1 protein-coding gene is annotated in these 711 nt (G+C 55.4%); it reads left to right on the top strand.

What is annotated here, in order from left to right; translation table 11 throughout:
• Window positions 1-402 (top strand): hypothetical protein (locus P792_RS38240; protein ID WP_235075394.1); only part of this gene is annotated, 402 nt, incomplete at its 5' end.
• Window positions 403-711: the final 309 nt, after the last annotated feature.

Genomic DNA, 711 nt, shown 5'->3' with positions numbered 1-711 from the left:
GTTGTTGGTGACGCTGGGCCGTCTATTGGAGCAAGCGGCATGACGAAAAGAGATCTCCCCCCGATCTCTGCAGATTTGGCTCCCACTCCTAGACCGAAGCTAAATCTTGGTGGGCTTCGTGCGCCGCGAGGTGCGGAGGACCACGAGATTGCTCAGAATAGCCGGCAGCTCGGGTCCAAATGGGGAGCACAGACCTCTCTTGAAGAAGCAGAGCCAACGGCAATGTCTTCCTTGCGTCTGGTTATTCCTGAGTATGTTGATCGGCAGCTTGCGACCACAGCCGTTACGACTGGTGTCACAAAGCAGTATCTCGTTCTCAAAGCTCTCTCAGATGCTGGGTTTGAAGTCGCACCGAACGATCTTGTTGAGGATCGGCGTAAGAGCCGGACCAAGTTCCGGTGACTGTGTCAATCCGTATAACGGCTTTTGGCTACCTCACGGATCAGGTTTTCCGGGCTCAGCCTCGCCTAGTGCATCAGGCATCATGTTAATGTTTACATGAACATGATGCCTGATGCCTGATGCCTGATGCCTGACTCCCTCGCCAAGAAGGGGTAGCCCCCGCTCCGCCTTCCTTGGTGCGTGTCCGTGTGGAGACAGGTACACGTACCTCATGGGGTAGCATGCTCTCACAGCGCCGCGCCAAGTCGGTCATGTTCATGTAAACATGAACATGGTGCTTTGATGCTCGACGGCTTTGCCAGGCAGGGG

The sequence above is a fragment of the Asaia sp. SF2.1 genome, from assembly GCF_000505765.1.
GTDB classification, from domain to species: domain Bacteria; phylum Pseudomonadota; class Alphaproteobacteria; order Acetobacterales; family Acetobacteraceae; genus Asaia; species Asaia bogorensis.
Note: the sequence above shows the minus strand (reverse complement) of the source record. Positions and strands in the feature narration are given on the sequence as shown.